17 protein-coding genes are annotated in these 16,653 nt (G+C 72.1%); 16 read left to right on the forward strand and 1 reads right to left on the reverse strand.

Annotated elements, in window-relative coordinates:
• Positions 1–3: 3 nt before the first annotated feature.
• The 7 genes from rpsR (at position 4) to ACIRD3_RS17235 (ending at position 4,764) form a co-directional block, all read left to right on the forward strand.
• A complete protein-coding gene (gene rpsR / locus ACIRD3_RS17205) occupies positions 4–243 on the forward strand; it encodes a 30S ribosomal protein S18 (protein ID WP_402216810.1) in 240 nt (79 codons plus the stop codon).
• Between the two features lie 11 nt (positions 244–254).
• Entirely contained in the window at positions 255–425 is a 171-nt protein-coding gene (gene rpmF, locus ACIRD3_RS17210; protein WP_402216813.1) for a 50S ribosomal protein L32, read from the forward strand.
• 117 nt (positions 426–542) lie between these two features.
• On the forward strand, positions 543–1,649 hold the full coding sequence (locus ACIRD3_RS17215; protein ID WP_402216816.1) for a M24 family metallopeptidase: 1,107 nt from the start codon (positions 543–545) through the stop codon (positions 1,647–1,649).
• Positions 1,650–1,728: 79 nt separating this feature from the next.
• Complete coding sequence (gene efp / locus ACIRD3_RS17220; protein ID WP_402216819.1) at positions 1,729–2,292, forward strand: elongation factor P; 564 nt, start codon at positions 1,729–1,731, stop codon at positions 2,290–2,292.
• Between the two features lie 4 nt (positions 2,293–2,296).
• A complete protein-coding gene (nusB, locus tag ACIRD3_RS17225) occupies positions 2,297–2,734 on the forward strand; it encodes a transcription antitermination factor NusB (RefSeq protein WP_049651353.1) in 438 nt (145 codons plus the stop codon).
• A gap of 127 nt (positions 2,735–2,861) precedes the next feature.
• Complete coding sequence (locus ACIRD3_RS17230; RefSeq protein ID WP_402216822.1) at positions 2,862–3,683, forward strand: thioesterase family protein; 822 nt, start codon at positions 2,862–2,864, stop codon at positions 3,681–3,683.
• A 160-nt stretch (positions 3,684–3,843) separates the two neighbouring features.
• Entirely contained in the window at positions 3,844–4,764 is a 921-nt protein-coding gene (locus ACIRD3_RS17235; protein ID WP_402216825.1) for a hypothetical protein, read from the forward strand.
• Between the two features lie 164 nt (positions 4,765–4,928).
• Here the strand turns inward: ACIRD3_RS17235 and ACIRD3_RS17240 are convergent, their stop codons facing one another.
• Positions 4,929–5,432, reverse strand: a complete 504-nt coding sequence (locus ACIRD3_RS17240; protein ID WP_030056198.1) for a transcriptional regulator — start codon at positions 5,430–5,432, stop codon at positions 4,929–4,931.
• Between the two features lie 330 nt (positions 5,433–5,762).
• Here ACIRD3_RS17240 and pyrR point away from each other — a divergent pair, with 330 nt between their 5' ends.
• The 9 genes from pyrR to mihF all read left to right on the forward strand — a co-directional run bounded on the left by pyrR (position 5,763) and on the right by mihF (position 16,608).
• Positions 5,763–6,386 (forward strand): bifunctional pyr operon transcriptional regulator/uracil phosphoribosyltransferase PyrR, encoded by a 624-nt coding sequence (gene pyrR, locus ACIRD3_RS17245; RefSeq protein WP_402216827.1) that lies wholly within the window; start codon positions 5,763–5,765, stop codon positions 6,384–6,386.
• 5 nt (positions 6,387–6,391) lie between these two features.
• Positions 6,392–7,369, forward strand: coding sequence for an aspartate carbamoyltransferase catalytic subunit (locus ACIRD3_RS17250; RefSeq protein ID WP_402216830.1), 978 nt, complete (start codon positions 6,392–6,394; stop codon positions 7,367–7,369).
• A complete protein-coding gene (locus ACIRD3_RS17255) occupies positions 7,366–8,670 on the forward strand; it encodes a dihydroorotase (RefSeq protein ID WP_402216833.1) in 1,305 nt (434 codons plus the stop codon). Before ACIRD3_RS17250 ends, ACIRD3_RS17255 begins: the two co-directional genes overlap by 4 nt.
• On the forward strand, positions 8,670–9,236 hold the full coding sequence (locus ACIRD3_RS17260) for a hypothetical protein (RefSeq protein ID WP_402216836.1): 567 nt from the start codon (positions 8,670–8,672) through the stop codon (positions 9,234–9,236). The genes ACIRD3_RS17255 and ACIRD3_RS17260 overlap by 1 nt, the downstream gene beginning before the upstream one ends.
• The gene (carA, locus tag ACIRD3_RS17265; protein ID WP_402216838.1) at positions 9,233–10,390 is read left to right on the forward strand and encodes a glutamine-hydrolyzing carbamoyl-phosphate synthase small subunit; all 1,158 of its coding nucleotides are present in this window, start codon (positions 9,233–9,235) and stop codon (positions 10,388–10,390) included. Before ACIRD3_RS17260 ends, carA begins: the two co-directional genes overlap by 4 nt.
• On the forward strand, positions 10,383–13,691 hold the full coding sequence (gene carB, locus ACIRD3_RS17270) for a carbamoyl-phosphate synthase large subunit (RefSeq protein WP_402216841.1): 3,309 nt from the start codon (positions 10,383–10,385) through the stop codon (positions 13,689–13,691). Before carA ends, carB begins: the two co-directional genes overlap by 8 nt.
• A gap of 135 nt (positions 13,692–13,826) precedes the next feature.
• Positions 13,827–14,930, forward strand: a complete 1,104-nt coding sequence (locus tag ACIRD3_RS17275; protein ID WP_402216844.1) for a quinone-dependent dihydroorotate dehydrogenase — start codon at positions 13,827–13,829, stop codon at positions 14,928–14,930.
• Positions 14,931–14,961: 31 nt separating this feature from the next.
• A complete protein-coding gene (gene pyrF / locus ACIRD3_RS17280) occupies positions 14,962–15,795 on the forward strand; it encodes an orotidine-5'-phosphate decarboxylase (RefSeq protein ID WP_402216845.1) in 834 nt (277 codons plus the stop codon).
• Positions 15,796–16,281: 486 nt separating this feature from the next.
• Complete coding sequence (mihF, locus tag ACIRD3_RS17285; protein WP_030056187.1) at positions 16,282–16,608, forward strand: integration host factor, actinobacterial type; 327 nt, start codon at positions 16,282–16,284, stop codon at positions 16,606–16,608.
• Positions 16,609–16,653 lie beyond the last annotated feature (45 nt).

Consider the following 16,653-nt stretch of genomic DNA (forward strand, 5'->3'; position numbering starts at 1 on the left):
CCCGTGAACCGCAAACGCACCGTCCCGCCGCGGAACCGGCCCAACCCGCTGCTCGCGGCCGGCATCGAGTACGTCGACTACAAGGACACCGACCTGCTGCGCCGCTTCATCTCCGACCGCGGCAAGATCCGCAGTCGCCGGGTCACCCGCCTCACCGTGCAGCAGCAGCGGGCGACGGCCAGGGCGATCAAGAACGCCCGTGAGATGGCCCTCCTGCCGTACACCTCCGGCCCGACCCGATAGGAGCACCCCCGATGGCCGTACCCAAGCGCAAGACCTCCCGCAGCAACACCCGGCACCGCCGTGCCCGGTGGAAGGCCGCGCCGCCGAAGCTGGTCCCGATCACGGTCGACGGGCGGGAGCTGCTCGTCCCGCAGAGCCTGGTGCGGGCGTACCGGCGCGGTCTGATCGATCCGCAGGCGTAGCGTCGGCGGTGGGGGCGGGGGCTCGCGGCGGCGCGGGTGGGGGTGGGGGAGGCACCGCGGGGTGCGGCCGGGGGCGCTCGGCGGGCGGTTCGGGCCGGGGGTTCGTAGGCTCGACGCATGGCGGATGCGTACGCGGGGCGGCGGGAGCGGGTGAGGGAGCACTGCAGTGCGGCCGGAGCCGATGCGGCGCTGATCACCCGGGCGGCGAACGTGCGGTATCTGACGGGCTGCGCGCCCTGCGGGGCGACGCTGCTGCTGACCAGGGAGCGGGCCTTGCTCGCGCTGCCGGACGACCTGCCGCCGGACGACTCCGGGGAGCACCTGATCGCCCCGGACGTCACCCAGCTGCCGGTGGCGGGCGGAGCGGACACCGCGCTGGCCGCCGCTGCCGCCGCGGCGGCCTTCGGGGTGGCGGGCCTGGCGGTGGAGGAGCACGACCTGACCGTGAGCCGGCACCGGGCGGTGGCCGGCCTGGCCGGGAAGGCCCGGCTGGCCGACCTGGGCCAGGTGGTCGAGCGGCTGCGGGTGGTCAAGGACGAGCACGAGATCGCCGATCTGCGGATCGCCGCGGAGATCGCCGACCAGGCGCTCGGCGAGCTGCTGGAGTCGATCCTGGTCGGCCGCACCGAGCGCCACCTGGCGATGGAGCTGGAGCGCCGGATGATCGACCACGGCGCCGACCGGGCGGCCTTCCCGGTCTCGGTCGGCACCGGCACCCACTCCGGGCAGGCCGCCCACCAGCCGACCGACCGCCGGGTTGAGGAGGGCGACTTCCTCACCGTCGTGATGGGCGCGCAGTACCGCGGTTACGGCGTCTCCACCGCCCGCACCTTCGTGATCGGCGCGGCGCCGGCGCCCTGGCAGGTGGAGCTGCACCGGCTGGTGTTCCGCGCCCAGCGGGCCGGCCGGGAGGCGCTCGGACCGGGCGTGGAGCAGTGCGTACCCGACCGGGCCGCCCGCCAGGTCCTGGAGGCGGCGGGCCACACCGAGGGCTCCCCGCACCCGGTGGGCCACGGCATCGGGCTGGAGATCAGGGAGGCGCCGCGCCTCGGTCCGTCGGACATGGGTAAACTGGACAGCCGCGTGCCGGTCACCGTCGGCCCAGGGGTCCACCTCCCGGGCAAGGGCGGGGTCCGGATCGAGGACACGCTCGTCGTGCGCCCCCTCGAGGAGGGCGGGCCCGAGCTGCTCACCATCACCACCAAGGAGCTCCTCGCCCTGTGACGGCGGCCCCGTGGGCCGTCGGCGGCAGGACGCGAATCCCTTGGTTCCTTGACAGCTATATCCAGGAGTAAGTGCGCCCGTGGCTTCCACGAACGATCTCAAGAACGGCATGGTCCTCAAGCTGGAGGGCGGCAAGCTCTGGTCCGTCGTCGAGTTCCAGCACGTCAAGCCCGGCAAGGGCCCGGCCTTCGTGCGGACGAAGCTCAAGGAGGTCCTGACGGGCAAGGTCGTCGACAAGACCTTCAACGCCGGCACCAAGGTCGAGACCGCCAACGTCGACAAGCGCGGCATGCAGTTCTCGTACAAGGACGGCGAGAACTTCGTGTTCATGGACATGGACACCTACGACCAGATCACGGTCGAGCCGGCCGTCGTCGGCGACGCCGCCAACTACCTGCTGGAGGGCTTCGAGGCCCTGGTCGCCACCAACGAGGGCGCCGTCCTCTACATCGAGCTCCCGACCTCGGTCGAGCTGGTCATCGCGCACACCGAGCCGGGCGTCCAGGGCGACCGCTCCACCGGTGGCACCAAGCCGGCCACCCTCGAGACCGGTGCCGAGATCCAGGTCCCGCTCTTCGTCGTCACCGGCGAGAAGGTCAAGGTCGACACCCGCGACGGCAGCTACCTCGGCCGGGTGAAGTAAGTCCGTGTCGGCCGCACGCAGCAAGGCCCGTACCCGGGCCTTCCAGATCCTCTTCGAGGCCGACCACCGCGGGGTCGACCCGCAGCAGGTCCTCGCCGACTGGGTGGCCCGCGCCCGCGAGCCCAAGCCCGACGAGGGCACCCCGCAGGTGGGCGAGTACACCATGGAGCTCATCGAGGGCTACGTGCAGCACGCCCGTCGCATCGATGACCTTATCGAGCAGTACGCGGTGGGCTGGACGCTCGACCGGATGCCGATCGTGGACCGCAACGTCCTGCGGCTCGGTGCGTACGAGCTGATCTGGGAGGACGGCGTCCCGGACGCGGTCGTCCTGGACGAGGCGGTCGAGATCGCCAAGGAGTTCTCCACGGACGACTCCCCGGCCTTCGTCAACGGCCTGCTCGCCCGCTTCCTCGAGCTGAAGCCGAGCATCCGCCGGTAACCGCCGATGCCCGCCGGACGGCCGCCGGACCCGAATCATCTCGGGTCCGGCGGCCGTTCCGCGTTTCACCCCGGAGGCGTAGTGTGGGGCCCTACTCGTCAGTAACTTGAAGGGCAGGCCACCTCACATGACCACCGCGACGCGCAGCGAGTTCGACCGGGGCATCGCCCTGAGCAGACACCCCGAGGAGCCCGGCCGCTACGAGGCCGAGCTCGGCGACGGCTGGCAGATCGGCGGCGGGGTCAACGGCGGACTGCTGCTCGCCGTGGCCGGACACGCGCTGTCGCTGGAGCACGGCACCCACCCGGACCCGGTGTCGATCAGCGGTTACTACCTGTCCGCCTCCACTCCCGGCCCGGCCACCGTCCGCACCGAGGTGCTGCGCACCGGCCGCGGCCTCTCCACCGGCACCGCCTCGCTCAGCCAGGACGGCGTCGAGCGGCTGCGCGTGGTGGCCAGCCACGGTGACCTCTCCGGCGACGACGGCGAGGTGCGCACCAGCGCACAGCCGCCGCAGCTGCCGCCGCCGGACCAGTGCATCGGCGTGGAGCACGCGCCCAAGGAGCTGATCGCCCAGGCCGCCCTGCTGGAGCGCTTCGACCTGCGGCTGGACCCGGCCACCGTCGGCTGGGCGCTCGGGCAGCCCTCCGGCCGCGGGCGGATCCAGGGCTGGTTCCGGCTGGCCGACGGCCGCGAGCCCGACCCGCTGCTGCTCCTGCTGGTCGCCGACGCCCTGCCGCCGGTCACCTTCGACCTCGGCATGCCGGGCTGGGCGCCGACCATCGAGCTGACCGTCCACCTCCGCGCCAAGCCGGCCCCGGGCTGGCTGCGCGTCACCCACGCGACCCGCAACCTGGCCGGCGGGTACTTCGAGGAGGACGCCGAGATCTGGGACGAGTCCGGCCGCCTGGTCGCGCAGTCCCGCCAGCTGGCCCGGGTACCGCGCTAGTTGGGGGCGGGCCGCGGCGCCGGTGCTATTACCGGTGGTTACATTCCTGTGACACGCCGTACGTGTGCGGCGCGCGGGTGATGGGGAGGAAGGCGGTCAGCGGCGAGCCCGCCGCCGACCGTCACCGCCGACGGTCGCCCGCCGAAGCCAGGAGCATCCGATGAACAGCCGCCGCGGCCGCCGTAACTCCGACTGTTCCGCCGGCTCGCGGCCCGCGGTACGGGCTTCGCACCGGCCGCGCCCGGCCGAGGGGGCCGAGGGCGCCGACCGGGCGTTCGTCATCGGGGTGCTGACCAGCGCCGCGGACTTCGCGCGGGCCCGCGCCTGGGGGATCACCGACGCCCCCGACTTCGAGCGCTACCTGGCCGGCACCGCCGAGCTGCTGGCCGATGCGCTGGAGCGCTTCGAGACCGTCCGGGCGCGGATGTTCCACCCGCAGGACTTCGAGGAGTTCTGCCTGCTCAACGCGCTGGACCCGGCCGAGCCCACCGCCCGTGACCGCTACCTGGTCAACCCGTCGCTGCACACCCAGCTGCTCGCCTACCAGGGCGAGGAGCTGGCCGGGGACTTCGTGCCGCGCCTGGTCCGGGCACGGGAGAACGGGTTGACGCTCTGCCACGTCGACCTGCTGCTCGACGGCGGCCTGTACGGGGGCGCGGGCGAGCCGGACGAGGAGCACGCCCGCTGGGTGCGCGCCGCCTACCAGCGCGGGGCCGAGGTGTTCCGCCGGATGCTGGTCGGTGCGGGCGCCGGCGTGTACGAGCTGCGCCTGCGGGTGGACGCGCCCGGCGGGAAGCTGGCGGCGGCGGCACGGGTCCTGCAGTGGGAGGACGGCGTGGTGCGGATCAACGACGAGGACCTGGAGCTGCTCTGCGCGGTGCTGTGCGCCGGGCTGGCCCTGGAGCTGCCGGGCGTGGCGGTGCTGCACGGTTCGCAGGGCTCGGCCGCCTCCTGCGGGGAGTACCTGACGGCCTCCTGGGCCTGGTCGACCGGCGGACAGGACTGGGCGCCGGCGGACCGGCCGGTCCGGCTGGACGGGGTGGCGGCGCAGCCCGGCTACAGCCTGGGCACGGTCTGCTGAGCGCCCGGCGCACCGGCGCCCCGTGGCGTCCCCGGGTGCCCCCGAACACCGCGGCGCGGCCCCCCGTTCGGGGTGCCGCGCCGTGACGTTTCTGCTTGCCAGCACAGGTGGAACGAGTGCTGGATCTGGTAAGGATCCGCCGGCGGGAGCCGGTGCGGTGAGCCTCAGCTCGCGTCCTCCTCGCGCACCGCGCGGCGCGCGTCGGGGTTCAGCACGCCCCAGGAGATCAGCTGCTCGGTGAGGATCGACGGCGACTGGTCGTAGATGACCGCCAGGGTGCGCAGGTCGTCCTGGCGGATCGACAGCACCTTGCCGTTGTAGTCACCGCGCTGGCTCTGGATGGTCGCCGCGTAGCGCTGCAGCGGGCCGGCCTTCTCGGAGGGGACCTGGGTCAGTCTCTCCAGGTCGAGCACCAGGCGCGGCGGCGGCTCGGCCGCGCCGCCGGGGGTGCCGCCGGGCAGCAGCTCCTGCACCGGGACGCCGTAGAACTCGGCCAGCTCGGCCAGTCGCTGCACGGTGACCGCACGGTCGCCACGCTCGTACGAGCCGACGACGACTGCCTTCCAGCGCCCCTGGGACTTCTCCTCGACACCGTGCAGGGAGAGCCCCTGCTGAGTGCGGATCGCTCGGAGCTTGCCTCCGAGTTGCTTCGCGTAGTCGCTGGACATTGATCTCCCCGGACGAGATTGCTTCGCGTTCAGTGGTGGGTCACGGGCGATTGCCGACGCCGTTACCGGTGGGTTCGACGTCCGTCTCGTAACTCACTGTGAGGTTACGTAGAGTAAGGTAGTTGCGTCAAGCCGAATGGGGCAGTCGTGCGAATGGCCCGCATCATCGGCGCGTCCTGGGTGTTAACCGGCGGAAGCGGAATGGTTGACTTCGGTTCGCCGTCCGGGGCACTGCTAGGATGACCCGAAGCCCGCGCCGAGTCGGCGGGGGCAGTCCCAGACATCCTTTAAGGCCCGTCCAGTGAGGCGGGGAAGGAGGTCCGCTTCGGCATGACCGCACACCAGGAACAGACGCCGCGGCCGCCGCACCAGGTGCTGGACGGCACGGACATCGCCCGGGTCATCACCCGGATAGCGCACGAGATCGTCGAGCGCGCCAAGGGCGCGGAGGACGTCGTGCTGCTCGGCATCCACACCAGGGGCGTCCACCTCGCCCGCCGCCTGCACGGCAGGCTGGCCCAGATCACCGGGCGCGAGATCCCGCTGGGCACCCTGGACATCACCATGTACCGGGACGACCTGCGGCTGAAGCCCGCCCGCGCCCTGGAGCACACCGAGATCCCGCCCGGCGGCATCGACGGCAAGCTCGTCGTCCTCGTCGACGACGTGCTCTTCTCCGGCCGCACCATCCGCGCCGCGCTCGACGCGCTGAACGACATCGGCCGGCCGCGGGCCGTCCAGCTCGCCGTCCTGGTCGACCGCGGCCACCGTGAGCTGCCGATCCGTGCGGACTACGTGGGCAAGAACCTCCCCACCTCGCTGCGCGAGGCCGTGCAGGTGCGCCTCTCCGACGCCGACGGCGTGGACGCCGTCCTGGTCGGGGACCGCGACTTCACCGTGCGCTCCTCGCAGGCCATGGCCGCCAAGCCCACCGAACCGCACCTCCCGGAGTAACCCGCGTGAAGCGCCACCTCGTCTCCGCCGCCGATCTCAGCCGCGACGACGCGCTGCTGATCCTGGACACCGCCGAGGAGCTGGCCCAGCTCTCCGGCCGGGCCGTCAAGAAGCTGCCCACGCTGCGCGGCCGTACCGTCGTCAACCTCTTCTTCGAGGACTCCACCCGGACCAAGACCTCCTTCGAGGTCGCCGAGAAGCGCCTCTCGGCCGACGTCATCAACTTCTCCGCCAAGGGCTCCTCGGTCTCCAAGGGCGAGAGCCTCAAGGACACCGCCCTCACCCTGCAGGCCATGGGCGCCGACGCGGTCGTCATCCGGCACCACGCCTCGGGCGCGCCGGCCCGGCTGGCCCAGTCCGACTGGCTGCACGGCAGTGTGATCAACGCCGGTGACGGCACCCACGAGCACCCCACCCAGGCGCTGCTCGACGCCTTCACCATGCGCCGCCACCTCAACCCGGGCGCCGGTCACGACCTGGCCGGCCGCCGGGTGACGATCGTCGGTGACGTCCTGCACAGCCGGGTCGCCCGCTCCAACGTCCACCTGCTGAACACCCTCGGTGCCCAGGTCACCTTCGTCGCCCCGCCGACGCTGCTGCCGATCGGCATCGAGAACTGGCCCTGCGAGATCAGCTACGACCTCGACCGGGTGCTCCCCAAGACGGACGCGCTGATGATGCTCCGGGTGCAGCGCGAGCGGATGAACGCCGCGTTCTTCCCGACCGAGCGCGAGTACAGCCGCCGCTACGGCATGAACGGCATCCGGATGGCCCAGCTGCCGGAGCACGCCATCGTGATGCACCCCGGCCCGATGGTCCGCGGCATGGAGATCACCGCCGAGGTCGCCGACTCGCCGCGCTGCACCGTGGTCGAGCAGGTCGCCAACGGCGTCTCGGTCCGCATGGCCGTCCTGTACCTGCTGCTCGGCGGTGCCACCCTCGCAGACAGCCCCCGCACCGACTCCGTGGAGACCGCTCAGTGACCAGCTACCTGATCCGCAACGCCCAGATCCTCGGCGGCGCCCCGCAGGACCTCCTCCTCGCCGACGGCGTGATCAAGGAGATCGGCACCGGCCTGACGGCCGTGGCGGACATCGAGATCGACGCGACCGGGCTGGTCGCCCTCCCCGGCCTGGTCGACCTGCACACCCACCTGCGCGAGCCCGGCCGCGAGGACGCCGAGACCGTGCTCACCGGCACCCAGGCCGCCGCGATGGGCGGCTTCACCGCCGTGCACGCGATGGCCAACACCACCCCGGTCGCCGACACCGCCGGTGTGGTCGAGCAGGTCTGGCGGCTCGGCCAGGAGGCCGGCTACTGCGACGTGCAGCCGGTCGGCGCCGTCACCGTCGGCCTGGAGGGCAAGAAGCTCGCCGAGCTCGGTGCGATGCACGAGTCCGCCGCCGGCGTCCGGGTCTTCTCGGACGACGGCAAGTGCGTGGACGACGCGGTGCTGATGCGCCGCGCCCTGGAGTACGTCAAGGCCTTCGACGGCGTCGTCGCCCAGCACGCCCAGGAGCCGCGGCTGACCGAGGGCGCCCAGATGAACGAGGGCCAGGTCTCCGGCGAGCTCGGGCTCGGCGGCTGGCCGGCCGTCGCCGAGGAGTCGATCATCGCCCGCGACGTGCTGCTCGCCGCGCACGTCGGCTCCCGGCTGCACGTCTGCCACGTCTCCACGGCCGGCTCGGTCGAGATCATCCGCTGGGCCAAGAGCAAGGGCTGGGACGTCACCGCCGAGGTGACCCCGCACCACCTGCTGCTCACCGACGAGCTGGTCCGCTCCTACGACCCGGTGTACAAGGTGAACCCGCCGCTGCGCACCGCCGAGGACGTCCAGGCGCTGCGCAAGGCGCTCGCCGACGGCACCATCGACGCCGTCGCCACCGACCACGCGCCGCACCCGGCCGAGGACAAGGACTGCGAGTGGGCCGTCGCCGCGATGGGCATGGTCGGCCTGGAGACCGCGCTGTCGGTCGTCCAGCAGACCATGGTCGAGACCGGCCTGCTGAACTGGGAGGGCGTCGCCGACCGGATGTCGCGCCGCCCGGCCCGGATCGGCCGTCTCACCGGCCACGGTCGGCCGATCTCGGTGGGTGAGCCCGCCAACCTGGTGCTGTTCGATCCCGCGTACCGTGGTGCCGTGAACCCGGACAGCTTCGCCACCCGTAGCCGCAACACCCCCTACAAGGGCCTGGACCTGCCCGGACGGGTGCACGCCACCTTCCTGCGCGGCCGCGCCACGGTGCTCGCCGGGGACCTGGTCGAGCAGGACGGCGAGCGGTGATGGACCACCTCACGCTCGCCAAGGAGCAGGCGAAGGTCACCGACTGGCCCGGGTACATCGGCTGGTCCGTCGGCCTGCTGATCCTGATCGGCCTCGTCTACTGGCTGATGCGCCAGGGCTGGAACTGGCGGCGCACCCTGCAGTCCGGGATCCCGCCGCTGCCCGCCGTGCCGGAGCGGGCCGGGCGCACCATCCTGGAGACCAGCGGGCGCTACCACGGCACGACCACCGCCGGGAACTGGCTCGACCGGGTCGTCGCGCACGGCCTGGGCACCCGCAGCCGGGCCGACCTCACCCTCGGCGAGGACGGCCTGCTGGTCCGGCGCCCCGGCGACGTCGACTTCTGGATTCCGGCCGAGCAGCTCACGGGCGCCCGGACGGATGACGGGATCGCCGGCAAGGTCGTCCCCTCCGGCCTGCTCGTCGTCACCTGGACGCACGAGGGAACCGAGCTGGACTCCGGCTTCCGGGCCGACCACCCCGACGAGCACGCCGCCTGGGTCGAGGCGGTCGCTCACCTTGCCACACGTACGCAGACGAAGATGACGGAAGAGGCCGCGCAATGACCGCACCTGCCCCCACCACGCAGCGCCAACGGCGGGAACGCGTCCCCGCCGTGCTCGTCCTGGAGGACGGCCGGACCTTCCGCGGCCAGGCCTACGGCGCGATCGGCGAGACCTTCGGCGAGGCGGTCTTCAACACCGGCATGTCCGGCTACCAGGAGACCCTGACCGACCCGTCGTACCACCGCCAGGTGGTCGCGATGACCGCCCCGCAGATCGGCAACACCGGCTGGAACGACGAGGACGACGAGTCCCAGCGGATCTGGGTCGCCGGCTACGTCGTGCGCGACCCCGCCCGGGTCGCCTCCAACTGGCGCTCCCGCCGCTCGCTCGACGAGGAGCTGGTCAACCAGGGCGTCGTCGGCATCAGCGGCATCGACACCCGCGCGCTGACCCGCCACCTGCGCGAGCGCGGCGCGATGCGCTGCGGCATCTTCTCCGGCGAGGCGCTGGCCGACCAGGCCACCCTGCTCGCCCGGGTGCAGCAGTCGCCCGAGATGAAGGGCGCCGACCTGTGCGCCGAGGTCGCCACCACCGAGCCGTACGTCGTCCCCGCGATCGGTGAGAAGCGGTTCACCGTCGCCGCGCTGGACCTCGGCATCAAGGCGATGACGCCGCAGCGGATGGCCGAGCGCGGCATCGAGGTGCACGTGCTGCCGGCCGACGCCACCCTGGAGGACGTCTACGCGGTCCAGCCGGACGGCGTCTTCTTCTCCAACGGCCCGGGCGACCCGGCCACCGCCGACCACCAGGTCGCCGTCGCGCAGGGCGTGCTGGAGCGCAAGACCCCGTTCTTCGGGATCTGCTTCGGCAACCAGATCCTCGGCCGCGCCCTGGGCTTCGGCACCTACAAGCTCAAGTACGGCCACCGCGGCATCAACCAGCCGGTGCAGGACCGCACCACCGGCAAGGTCGAGGTGACCGCCCACAACCACGGCTTCGCCGTCAACGCGCCGCTGGACAAGGTGAGCGACACCCCGTACGGGCGGGTCGAGGTCTCCCACGTCTGCCTGAACGACGACGTGGTCGAGGGCCTGCAGGCGCTCGACGTCCCCGCCTTCAGCGTGCAGTACCACCCCGAAGCGGCCGCCGGACCGCACGACGCCGCGTACCTCTTCGACCGCTTCGTGAGCCTTATGGAGGGCCAGCGTGCCTAAGCGCACCGACATCAAGTCCGTCCTGGTCATCGGCTCCGGCCCGATCGTGATCGGCCAGGCCGCCGAGTTCGACTACTCGGGCACGCAGGCCTGCCGGGTCCTCAAGGCCGAGGGCCTGCGCGTCGTCCTGGTCAACTCCAACCCGGCGACGATCATGACCGACCCGGAGATCGCCGACGCCACCTACGTCGAGCCGATCACCCCCGAGTTCGTCGAGAAGATCATCGCCAAGGAGCGCCCCGACGCGCTGCTGCCGACCCTGGGCGGCCAGACCGCGCTGAACACCGCGATCTCGCTGCACGCGGCCGGCACGCTGGAGAAGTACGGCGTCGAGCTGATCGGCGCCGACGTCGAGGCGATCAACAAGGGCGAGGACCGCGACCTCTTCAAGGGCGTCGTCGAGGCCGTCAACGCCAAGATCGGCCACGGCGAGTCCGCCCGTTCGGTCATCTGCCACACCATGGACGAGGTGCTGGCCGGCGTCGACACGCTCGGCGGCTACCCGGTCGTCGTCCGCCCCTCCTTCACCATGGGCGGCGCCGGCTCCGGCTTCGCCCACAACGAGGAGGACCTGCGCCGCATCGCCGGCCAGGGCCTGACCCTCTCGCCGACCACCGAGGTGCTCCTGGAGGAGTCCATCCTCGGCTGGAAGGAGTACGAGCTGGAGCTGATGCGCGACAAGCAGGACAACGTCGTGGTCGTCTGCTCCATCGAGAACTTCGACCCGATGGGCGTGCACACCGGTGACTCGATCACCGTCGCCCCGGCGATGACCCTCACCGACCGCGAGTACCAGATCCTGCGCGACATCGGCATCGCCGTCATCCGCGAGGTCGGCGTCGACACCGGCGGCTGCAACATCCAGTTCGCCGTCAACCCCGCCGACGGCCGGGTCATCGTCATCGAGATGAACCCGCGCGTCTCCCGCTCCTCGGCGCTCGCCTCCAAGGCCACCGGCTTCCCGATCGCGAAGATCGCCGCCAAGCTGGCCGTCGGCTACACCCTGGACGAGATCCCCAACGACATCACCGAGGAGACCCCGGCCTCCTTCGAGCCGACCCTCGACTACGTCGTGGTCAAGGTGCCGCGGTTCGCGTTCGAGAAGTTCCCGAGCGCCGACGCCACGCTGACCACCACCATGAAGTCGGTCGGCGAGGCCATGGCGCTGGGCCGCAACTTCCCCGAGGCGCTGCAGAAGGCGCTGCGCTCGCTGGAGAAGAAGGGCTCCCAGTTCTCCTGGACCGGCCCCGTCGGCGAGAAGGCCGAGCTGCTGGCCAAGGCGGTCGTGCCGACCGACGGCCGGATCAACACCGTGATGGACGCGATCCGGGCCGGCGCCACGCCGGAGGAGGTGTTCGAGGCCACCAAGATCGACCCGTGGTTCGTCGACCAGCTCTTCCTGCTGGACGAGATCGCCGGCGAGCTGGCCGCGGCCGCCGAGCTCACCCCCGAGCTGCTGCGCCACGCCAAGCGGCACGGCTTCTCCGACCAGCAGATCGGCGAGATCCGCGGCCTGAAGGCGGACGTGGTCCGCGAGGTGCGCCACGCCCTCGGCATCCGCCCGGTGTTCAAGACCGTCGACACCTGCGCCGCCGAGTTCGCCGCCAAGACCCCGTACTTCTACTCGTCCTACGACGAGGAGAACGAGGTCGCCCCGCGCTCCAAGCCCGCCGTGATCATCCTGGGCTCCGGCCCGAACCGCATCGGCCAGGGCATCGAGTTCGACTACTCCTGCGTGCACGCCTCCTTCGCGCTCGCCGACGCCGGGTACGAGACCGTCATGGTCAACTGCAACCCGGAGACCGTCTCCACCGACTACGACACCTCCGACCGGCTCTACTTCGAGCCGCTCACCCTGGAGGACGTGCTGGAGATCGTCCACGCCGAGCAGCAGGCCGGCCCGCTCGCCGGTGTCGTCGTCCAGCTCGGCGGCCAGACCCCGCTGGGTCTGGCCCAGGCGCTCAAGGACAACGGCGTGCCGATCGTCGGCACCCAGCCCGAGGCGATCGACCTCGCCGAGGAGCGCGGCGCCTTCGGCCGCGTCCTGCGCGACGCCGGCCTGCCCGCGCCCAAGCACGGCACCGCCTTCTCCTTCGCGGAGGCCAAGGCGATCGCCGACGAGATCGGCTACCCGGTGCTCGCCCGCCCGTCCTACGTGCTCGGCGGCCGCGGCATGGAGATCGTCTACGACGAGGCCTCGCTCGCCTCCTACCTGGAGCGGCACGCCGGTCTGATCTCCGAGCACCCGGTGCTCATCGACCGCTTCCTGGACGACGCGGTGGAGATCGACGTCGACGCGCTCTACGACGGCACCGAGCTCTACCTCGGCGGCGTCATGGAGCACATCGAGGAGGCCGGCATCCACTCCGGCGACTCCGCCTGCGCGCTGCCCCCGATCACCCTCGGCGGCTACGACATCAAGCGCCTGCGCACCTCCACCGAGGCCATCGCGCGCGGGGTCGGCGTCCGCGGCCTGATCAACATCCAGTTCGCCATGGCCGGGGACATCCTCTACGTGCTGGAGGCCAACCCGCGCGCCTCCCGGACCGTCCCGTTCACCTCCAAGGCGACCGCCGTGCCGCTGGCCAAGGCCGCCGCCCGGATCTCGCTCGGCGCCACCATCGCCGAGCTGCGCGCCGAGGGCCTGCTCCCGGCCGAGGGCGACGGCGGCACGCTGCCCGCCGACGCGCCGATCGCGGTCAAGGAGGCCGTGATGCCGTGGAGCCGCTTCCGCGACGTCCACGGCCGCGGCGTGGACACCGTGCTCGGCCCGGAGATGCGCTCGACCGGTGAGGTCATGGGCATCGACAAGGTCTTCGGCACGGCCTACGCCAAGTCCCAGACCGGCGCCTACGGCGCGCTGCCGACCAAGGGCAAGGTCTTCGTCTCCGTCGCCAACCGCGACAAGCGCAACCTGGTCTTCCCGGCCCGGGCGCTGGTCAACCTCGGCTTCGAGCTGCTCGCCACCGCCGGCACCGCCGAGGTGCTGCAGCGCGGCGGCATCCCCGCCACCGTGGTGCGCAAGCACAGCGAGGGCGAGGGCCCGAACGGCGAGAAGACCATCGTCCAGCTGATCCACGACGGCGAGGTCGACCTCATCATCAACACGCCGTACGGCACCGGCGGCCGCCTCGACGGCTACGAGATCCGCACCGCGGCCGTGGCCCGCGCGGTGCCCTGCCTGACCACCGTCCAGGCGATGGGCGCGGCCGTCCAGGGCATCGACCGGCTGCTGCGCGACGAGGTCGGGGTCATGTCGCTCCAGGAGCACGCCGAGCTGATCAACGCCGGCCGCAAGTAGCGCCACCGCAGTGGGGGGCACCGGAACCAGTCGGGTGCCCCCCACTCTTGTGCCCGCCCACCCGCCGCCCGCCGCCACCCTTCTTCCGACGGGCTGCGCCCGCGCCCCCTCTCCGCTCCGGGAGTTGAACCACCCTTGTACAAGCTTCTGTTCGACCTGGTCTTCAAGAAGATGGACCCCGAGAAGGCCCACCACCTGGCCTTCTTCTGGATCCGGCTGGCCTCCTCGGTGCCCGGACTGCGCACCCTGGTGCGGCTCGTCCTCGCCCCGCGCGACCGGGCGCTGCGCACCGGCGCCCTGGGCCTCGACCTGCCCGGCCCGTTCGGGCTCGCGGCCGGCTTCGACAAGAACGGCGTCGGCATCGACGGCCTGTCCATGCTCGGCTTCGACTACGTCGAGATCGGCACCATCACCGGCGAGCCCCAGCCCGGCAACCCCGCGCCCCGGCTGTTCCGCCTGGTCGAGGACCGCGCGCTGATCAACCGGATGGGCTTCAACAACCAGGGCTCGGCGCGGGTCGCCGCCCGGCTGGCCGCCCGCCCGCACACCAGCTCCACCCCGGTGATCGGCGTCAACATCGGCAAGACCAAGGTGGTCGAGGAGGCCGACGCCGTCGCCGACTACGTCAAGTCCACCGAGCGGCTGGCGAAGTACGCGGACTACCTGGTGGTCAACGTCAGCTCGCCGAACACCCCCGGGCTGCGCAACCTGCAGGCCGTGGACCACCTGCGCCCGCTGCTCGCCGCCGTCCGCGAGGCAGCCGACCGCACCACCCCGCACCACGTGCCGCTGCTGGTCAAGATCGCCCCCGACCTGGCCGACGAGGACGTCGACGCGGTCGCCGACCTCGCCCTGGAGCTGGGCCTGGACGGCATCATCGCCACCAACACCACCATCGGCCGCGAGGGCCTGCGCACCGACGCCCGGCGCGTCGAGGAGATCGGCATGGGCGGCCTGTCCGGAGCCCCGCTGAAGGCCCGCGCCCTGGAGGTGCTGCAGCGGCTGCGCGCCCGGACCGGGGGCCGGCTGACCCTGGTCTCGGTCGGCGGCATCGAGACGGCCGAGGACGCCTGGCAGCGGATCGTCCACGGCGCCGACCTGGTCCAGGGCTACAGCGCCTTCATCTACGAGGGCCCGTTCTGGTGCCGGAAGATCCACAAGGGCCTGTCCGCCCGTCTCCGGGCCGCCGGTTTCCGCGACCTGGCCTCGGCGGTCGGCAGCGCCGTGCGCAGCTCCTGAACCCCTCCCACCACCTCCGGAAAGAGACGACATGACCCTCGCCCCGTTCGGCACCCGGCTGCGCCACGCCATGGACACCCGCGGCCAGCTCTGCGTCGGCATCGATCCGCACGGCTCGCTGCTCTCCTCCTGGGGGCTCGGCGACGACCTGGCCGGCCTGGAGGCCTTCAGTCGCACCGTGGTCGAGGCGCTGGCCGACCGGGTGGCCGTGCTCAAGCCGCAGGCCGCGTTCTTCGAGCGCTTCGGCAGCAAGGGCGTGGCGGTGCTGGAGAAGACCGTCGAGGAGGCCCGGGCGGCCGGCGCGCTGGTCCTGATGGACGCCAAGCGCGGCGACATCGGCTCCACCATGGCCGCCTACGCCGAGGCCTTCCTGTCGCCCGCCAGCCCGCTGTTCTCGGACGCCGTGACGGTCAGCCCGTACCTGGGCTTCGGCTCGCTGCGTCCGGCCCTCGACCTGGCCCGGGAGCAGGGCTGCGGCGTGTTCGCGCTGGCGCTCACCTCCAACCCGGAGGGCGCCGAGGTGCAGCGCGCGGTGGGCGCGGACGGCGAGCCGGTCGCGGCCTCGGTGCTGCGGCAGCTGGCGGCCGAGAACGAGGGCGCCGCGCCGCTGGGCTCCTTCGGCGCGGTGGTCGGCGCGACGCTCGCCGACGCGGGCGTGGAGCTGGCCATCAACGGCCCGCTGCTGGCCCCGGGGATCGGCGCCCAGGGCGCGACCATGGCGGACCTGCCGCGGGTGTTCGGCGGCACGGTGATCAACGTGGTGCCGAGCGTCAGCCGGGACGTGCTCAAGCACGGTCCGTCCGTGGCGGCGCTGCGGGAGGCGGCGGACCGCTTCGTCGGAGAGTTCGCGGACGCGGTCAAGTAGGCGGCGCGGGCGCGGTCCGGTGGGCGGCCCGGGGTGCCGTCGGGCGGGCGGGCCCGACGCCGTCGAGGGGGCGCTGCGGTGGCCGTCGAGGACCGGAACCGGACGGCGCCGCGGGGCGGGAGGTGTCCGGCGGGCGGCGGAAGCCGCCCTGCCGGTAGCCGATCGGTGACCCTGTGGAGTGTCCGCAGGACGGCGGCGCCGCCGGGCGGTTGACGTGAGCGCCGTCACATCGGGCCCGTCAAAGTCTCGCAATCGCGGTCATTTTGCCCTGGAAAGTCCTGGTCGGCCTTGGCTGACCAGGACTTTTCGTGTTCTTTTCCTGACGTGGCGCCGCAATGCGGGTAGTGTCCGGCGATAGGTCATCGGCGAGCCGCGAATTCCGTGGCTCCCGCAGGTCAGGGCCCTGTGGTTCCCCTTGCGGACGGTGTCCTGGGTACCAAACCAGTCATAGCTCAATCCCTTCCATCCACACCTGAGGTGAACGGCGTGGCTCTTCCGCCCCTTACCCCTGAACAGCGCACCGCCGCGCTCGCCAAGGCCGCCGAGGCTCGCCGGGAGCGCGCCGAGGTCAAGAACCGGCTCAAGCACTCCGGCGCCTCCCTGCACGAGGTGATCAAGGCCGGCAAGGCCGACAACGACGTGATCGGCAAGATGAAGGTCTCGGCCCTGCTGGAGTCGCTTCCGGGCGTCGGCAAGGTTCGCGCCAAGCAGATCATGGAGCGCCTCGGCATCAGCGAGAGCCGGCGTGTCCGGGGTCTCGGCACGAACCAGATCGCCTCCCTGGAGCGGGAGTTCGGCGGGGGTGCCGCCTGACCGTGCCCCGGTGGTCCCGTCATCGTCCGCGATCCGGGATAATCG

Origin of the sequence: Kitasatospora sp. NPDC093550 (assembly GCF_044764985.1) — a bacterium.
In the GTDB taxonomy this organism is placed as follows: Bacteria; Actinomycetota; Actinomycetes; order Streptomycetales; family Streptomycetaceae; genus Kitasatospora.